This is a genomic window from uncultured Campylobacter sp. (genome assembly GCF_938045225.1).
Classification (GTDB): Bacteria; Campylobacterota; Campylobacteria; order Campylobacterales; family Campylobacteraceae; genus Campylobacter_A.
This window is the reverse complement of record NZ_CALINL010000206.1, coordinates 1-5,005: the sequence shown is the minus strand read 5'-3', so window position 1 is coordinate 5,005 and position 5,005 is coordinate 1. Positions and strand designations below refer to the sequence as shown.

6 protein-coding genes are annotated in these 5,005 nt (G+C 47.4%); 2 read left to right on the top strand and 4 right to left on the bottom strand.

What is annotated here, in order from left to right; all coding sequences use genetic code 11:
* Positions 1-61 precede the first annotated feature (61 nt).
* Positions 62-388 carry a hypothetical protein gene (locus Q0200_RS07665; RefSeq protein WP_297939934.1) on the top strand — a complete coding sequence of 109 codons (327 nt, stop codon included), beginning with the start codon at positions 62-64 and terminating at the stop codon, positions 386-388.
* A gap of 324 nt (positions 389-712) precedes the next feature.
* Positions 713-1,396, top strand: coding sequence for an SMI1/KNR4 family protein (locus Q0200_RS07660; RefSeq protein ID WP_297939931.1), 684 nt, complete (start codon positions 713-715; stop codon positions 1,394-1,396).
* Positions 1,397-1,686: 290 nt separating this feature from the next.
* On the opposite strand, the gene Q0200_RS07655 is transcribed toward Q0200_RS07660, so the two are convergent.
* The 4 genes from Q0200_RS07655 to Q0200_RS07640 form a co-directional block, all read right to left on the bottom strand.
* Positions 1,687-2,097: a Fur family transcriptional regulator gene (locus tag Q0200_RS07655; RefSeq protein ID WP_297939928.1), complete on the bottom strand. Its 411-nt coding sequence runs from the start codon at positions 2,095-2,097 to the stop codon at positions 1,687-1,689.
* A 166-nt stretch (positions 2,098-2,263) separates the two neighbouring features.
* Complete coding sequence (locus Q0200_RS07650; protein ID WP_297939925.1) at positions 2,264-2,488, bottom strand: hypothetical protein; 225 nt, start codon at positions 2,486-2,488, stop codon at positions 2,264-2,266.
* Positions 2,489-2,976: 488 nt separating this feature from the next.
* Positions 2,977-4,824 carry a 1-deoxy-D-xylulose-5-phosphate synthase gene (dxs, locus tag Q0200_RS07645; protein ID WP_297939922.1) on the bottom strand — a complete coding sequence of 616 codons (1,848 nt, stop codon included), beginning with the start codon at positions 4,822-4,824 and terminating at the stop codon, positions 2,977-2,979.
* On the bottom strand, positions 4,817-5,005 hold a 189-nt coding region (locus Q0200_RS07640), incomplete at its 5' end, for a FliH/SctL family protein (RefSeq protein ID WP_297939919.1). The genes dxs and Q0200_RS07640, both read right to left, overlap by 8 nt.

The following is a 5,005-nucleotide window of genomic DNA, read 5'->3' as shown; positions in this document are numbered from 1 at the left end:
CGATATCTGTGCATTAGCGGCACGCTAGATTGGGATCATCAAAGGCCTAACGGGCCTTGAAGTGCTAAAACTAACCTGGGTGAAGTGCAAGGCCCCATATCCGGCGCTTTTGCCGCTTGCCACTCTTAAAAATCTAAAAAAGATAAGCCTGTATCCGCACGCCTTTGCGCTGGAGGAGTACGCGCTTGCGCAGCTTGTTTGCGAGGGGGTAGAGGGTGCGCAAATGCCGCTTGCGGTGGAGTTTAAAGATACCGGCTATGTATATTTTCTAGAGCGAGGCTCGGGATACACCAAAATGGGGGCGAAAAACGAGCTGCAAAGACGCGCGGAATTTGAGCAAAAATTTGAGGCGTGCAAGCAAAAGGCGCGGGAAATTTTAAATTTATAGGTATCGCTAAAATTTTACTCTTTGCAGCGAGCTAAATTTAAAACCGTAAATTTCTGCAAAAAAGCAAAGAAACCTTAAAATAGTAAAATTTAGGTCGTAAAATTTTACGCATTTTTCTACTGAAAATTCTCATACTCTTTTTTAAATATGCGCTCATATCGCTGCCACGTGCGTATCGCAACGAAAATCAGCTAAATTTTAAAAGCCCGATTTACGCTTGCGGCGACGGGGCGCATAAAACGCCGCAAATATCAGACAAAATATCCGTAAATTTAGCCGAAACGCAGTAAAATTCGAGCGGCAAATTTAGCAAAAGGAGCGATCGTGAAAAATTTATTGTTAGCGCAGCTGCGCGAGGCGCTACCGCAGGACATGCGCGTGCCGAGCGAGCTTGAAGCGCTTTATGCGTGGATCGAAGCAAACGGCTTTTATGACGATGCTGGCGGGCGCAGACGCGGCTATCTCTACCCGCAGGATCGGCTGAAGCAGAGCTGGGGTGAGGATGAGCGCGAGGGCGGCACGGATATCGTATTTTTCACGGATGAGCCGAAAAATCGCGACGAGGAGCTAAGGTATTGGTTTTACGGCAAGGATCGCGAGCTTGCCGCAGAGATCAAGCAGCGGCTTTGCGTGTTCGCAGGCAGCGGCTCGGAGGGCTCGATGTGCGCGCTGTGGCTGGACGATGCAGGGGAAACAAAGATCGTGCACATGGGCTCGGGCTCGGGCTCGACGATGACCTGTGTTTTGGCTCATAGCGGGCTTGATTTTTTGCGATTGCTTGCGATCGGATACGATGAAATCTGCTGGGACGAGGATTTTAGCGCGCCGCCAAACAGCGAGAATGACGACTTTATCGTGCATCCAAACCTGAAATTTCAGCAGTGGGTAGCACAGACGTTCAAAACGACGATCCCGCAAACAGCGCTTGAGCTCATCACCCCCGCGCATTTGGACGACGAGAACCCAGGCGATGAGTTTTTGATCTGGGTAAATCGCGTCGCGGAGTGAGGTTTAGTATGAATTTAAGTAGGTTAAGATGCAATATCTCGCTGTTTTGGCGCTACCAAAGCTCTTGCGAATATAATTTATTCTTGATAAAAGCTCGCTTGCAGGATCAAAAACTGCTGCAAATTTTATTAACATAAGCGCGGTTTTATGCATTTTTGGCATTATTTTTAAGCGCCAAAAACGCCTGTAGCTATACTAAAAATTATAAGCCTTACTCGCTTTGTCGAACGATACGTGCAAGGCAAAAAACGAGAGCAAATTTGGCTCGCCAAAAAAAGCGAGCCAAAAGCCTAATGGCGGCAGTTTTTACAGTCTTTTACGGTTACGAGCACATTCATCTTTTCGATGAAATTTCCGAGCTTTCTCTCCAAGCTTTCCTTGTACTCGCTCAGCGCCTCGCAAAAGTTATAATCCTCGACGTGTCCGCAGCTCTCGCATACGACGTGGATGTGCGGGTAGCTAAAGATATCGTAGCGCGCCTTTTGGTTCGGCATATTTACCTCGACGACGAGCCCTTCGTCTTTGAGCATATTTAGGTTTTTATACACCGTCGCGAGCGATACGGACGGGTTTTCGGCGCAGATCTCTTCATAAAGCTCATCGATCGTCGGGTGCGTGTGGCGGTCGAGGATCTTGAGCACGCCGAGGCGCTGCGGGGTGGCTTTGAGGCCGTGATTTTTGAGAAGTTCCATGTAATTCATCGTTTTTCCTGATATTTTTTAGCTAAATATACAAAAATTTTATTTAAAACTTCTTTATAGTTGGTAATATAAATTATTATTTACTAAAATTTGTGTCGTTTGTAGTCAAATTTATACTTTTTGCGAGTTTAAGCGCTATACTCAAGGTAAATTTAGACGTTTAGACTTAGATTTGCCCTACCGAATTTAGCGTTTTGGGACTTAAATTTGAAGACGATTTAAATTTGACGGTTTGCTCGCCGAATTTAAATAAAAATCCGACTTTTAATGCAGCGTAAATTTTGCTATCGATCGTTGCAACCAAACGCCGCTTATCATCGCTACCGTAAAAATTTATTTTTTGTCGGTTGCGGCGATACCGCAGCATTTTAGATACGACTACGTTTTTCAAGCAAAGGCGTAAAAATAGTTTTCGCTAATTGCGATTTTAAATTTAAACAAGCTTCTGTGCCTTGCCGCACGGCTAAATTTACGAGCAAAAATCTACTTAAATTTTACCTTTTTGATAAAATCCGCGTATAGTCAAGCGCCGGCGCCAAATTTAAGTATTTTATAAAAGGTAAAAACGAGAGTCTGCAATGTTTTTTAGAGATTTTATCCTAGGGCGTAGCGGGCAAAACAAACCTTAGCGCAAAAGCCTATCGCGGCTCAAATTTAACCCAAAATTCGCTCGCGAGCCAGCCCGCGAAAAAAGATAAACGAAGATAAAAATAAATAAAACCGGCTTGATGCGCGCAAATTTGCCTATGCCGTTTAAGGCACGGTAAATCAAAGTAAGGGCGGCGAGACCGAGTATAAAAAGGTTTGTTTCGCTCAGATTTTTCGCCTTCTCCGCCTAAATGCGCTCGCCAAAACGCGCAAAAACGCTTCAGCTCAAATTTAATCCGCCGTTTCGGATAAAATTTTCTCGCAAATGCTTGCCGCGTCGATACCAAGAGCCTTTTCGACGTCGGCCGTAGCGCCGTGCGGGATAAACGCGTCATCAAACTCAAAGCTAACTATGCGCACGTCAAAAATGCGCCGCTCCTGTAAAAACGCGGCTAAAATCTCGCCTACGCCGCCCTTTTTTGCGGTATCGGAAAAAATGTACCAAATTTTATGCTTGCGCGCGAGCTCTTGCAAAAGTTCGCCGTCAAGCGGCTTAACAAACACTAGATCAACAAGGCTCGGGTCAAATTTGCCGTCCGTTTTTTCGAGTAAAATTTTGCGCGCCGCGTTTGCCTTGCCAACGGCGTTACCGTAAGCGATAAATGCCGCTTCCACACTACTCTCGACCAAGATTTCGCCTTTGCCAAGCTTTAGCTCTCTAGCCTCAAATTCGCCCTGCGCCAGCGCAAAAGCTCCGCGCGGATAGCGAAAAGCGCAAGGCCCCTCGTGAGCGTAGGCGTAGCGCATAGCGAGCCTAAAACTATCGGCGCAACGAGGCGCGAAAATCGCCAAATTCGGGATCAAATTTAGATAACTAACGTCAAACGCGCCCTGATGCGTCTCGCCGTCCTCGCCGACGATGCCCGCGCGGTCCATCGCAAAGACGACGTTTAGATTCATGATCGCGCAGTCGTGCACGACCTGGTCAAACGCCCGCTGCAAAAAAGTCGAATAAATCGCGATAAAGGGCTTAAAACCTTCCTTCGCCATCGCGGCCATCGAGGCGACGGCGTGTTGCTCGGCAATCGCGACGTCCCAAAATCTATCGGGAAACCTCTCCATCAGCGCGTCTATACCCGTGCCAGTAGGCATCGCGGCAGTTACTCCGACGATATTTTTATGCTCGCTCGCTAGCTGGGTCAAATTTTCCGCAAAGAGCGCGGTGGCCGATTTGGCGGCTGATTTTTTGATAGCTTCGCCGCTTTGTAAATCAAACGGGCTCACGCCGTGCCAGCTAGCCAGATGCCCCTCGGCCTTTTCGTATCCCTTACCCTTTAGCGTCTGCGCATGTACGACGACGGGCTTTTTCATACCTTTTGCGACGTTAAACGCCTCAATAAGCGCCCTCACGTCGTGGCCGTTTACGGGACCGATGTACTCAAGCCCCAGCTCCTCAAAAAACATCCCGGGCGTAAAGATCCTAATGCCCTCCTCCATCCTGCGCGCCATATACGCGGCGCCGTCTGGCATATAGCTCAAAAATTTCTCTACACGGCTTTTAAACTTCTGATATAGCGGCCCGGCCATCATCTGCGAGAGGTAGTTGCTAAAGGCGCCGATGGGCTTACTGATGCTCATCTCGTTGTCGTTTAGGACGATGACGCAGGGGTTTTTGATATCTCCCAGTTCATTTAGCGCCTCGTACGCGATACCCGCGCTCATCGAGCCGTCGCCGATAAAGGCCACTGGGATGCGATCCTCGCCCTTTAGCTTGATCGCCTTTGAAGCGCCGACTGCAAGCGAGATAGAGGTGGAGCTGTGTCCGGCGATAAAGTAGTCGTATTTACTTTCGGAAGGCTTGGTGTAGCCGCTGATACCGCCAAATTTTCTAAGCGTGTCAAATTTATCCCAGCGTCCAGTGATTAGCTTGTGCGCGTAGCTTTGGTGGCTCACGTCAAAGATAAACGGATCTTTTGTAACGTCAAAAATTTTGTGTATCGCAACGATGATCTCGACTGCACCGATGTTTGAGCTAAGATGACCGCCATTTTTGCTAACGGTGGATAAAATTTTATCTCTGATGTCGTGGCAAAGTGCGTTTAGCTCATCGACATTTAGGCTTTTAACGTCTTTATTCATTATTTACCAGCATTTTTAGCTTCTCTAGCCTTGTTTGCATCGTCGCATCGATGTTTCCGCCCTCGCTTATTATCACCACGCCACCTTTGCTTATAGCGTCATCAGCACTTACTTTTACGCGTTCGTTTTTACTAAATTGCTCTTTTAGATAGTCGCTATCTTCAGGATTAACACGAATTTC

Bases quoted from the DNA above. Each gene is read 5' to 3' on its own strand.
- Q0200_RS07655 (WP_297939928.1), bottom strand. From the start codon at position 2,097: ATGAATTACATGGAACTTCTCAAAAATCACGGCCTCAAAGCCACCCCG.
- dxs (WP_297939922.1), bottom strand. From the start codon at position 4,824: ATGAATAAAGACGTTAAAAGCCTAAATGTCGATGAGCTAAACGCACTT.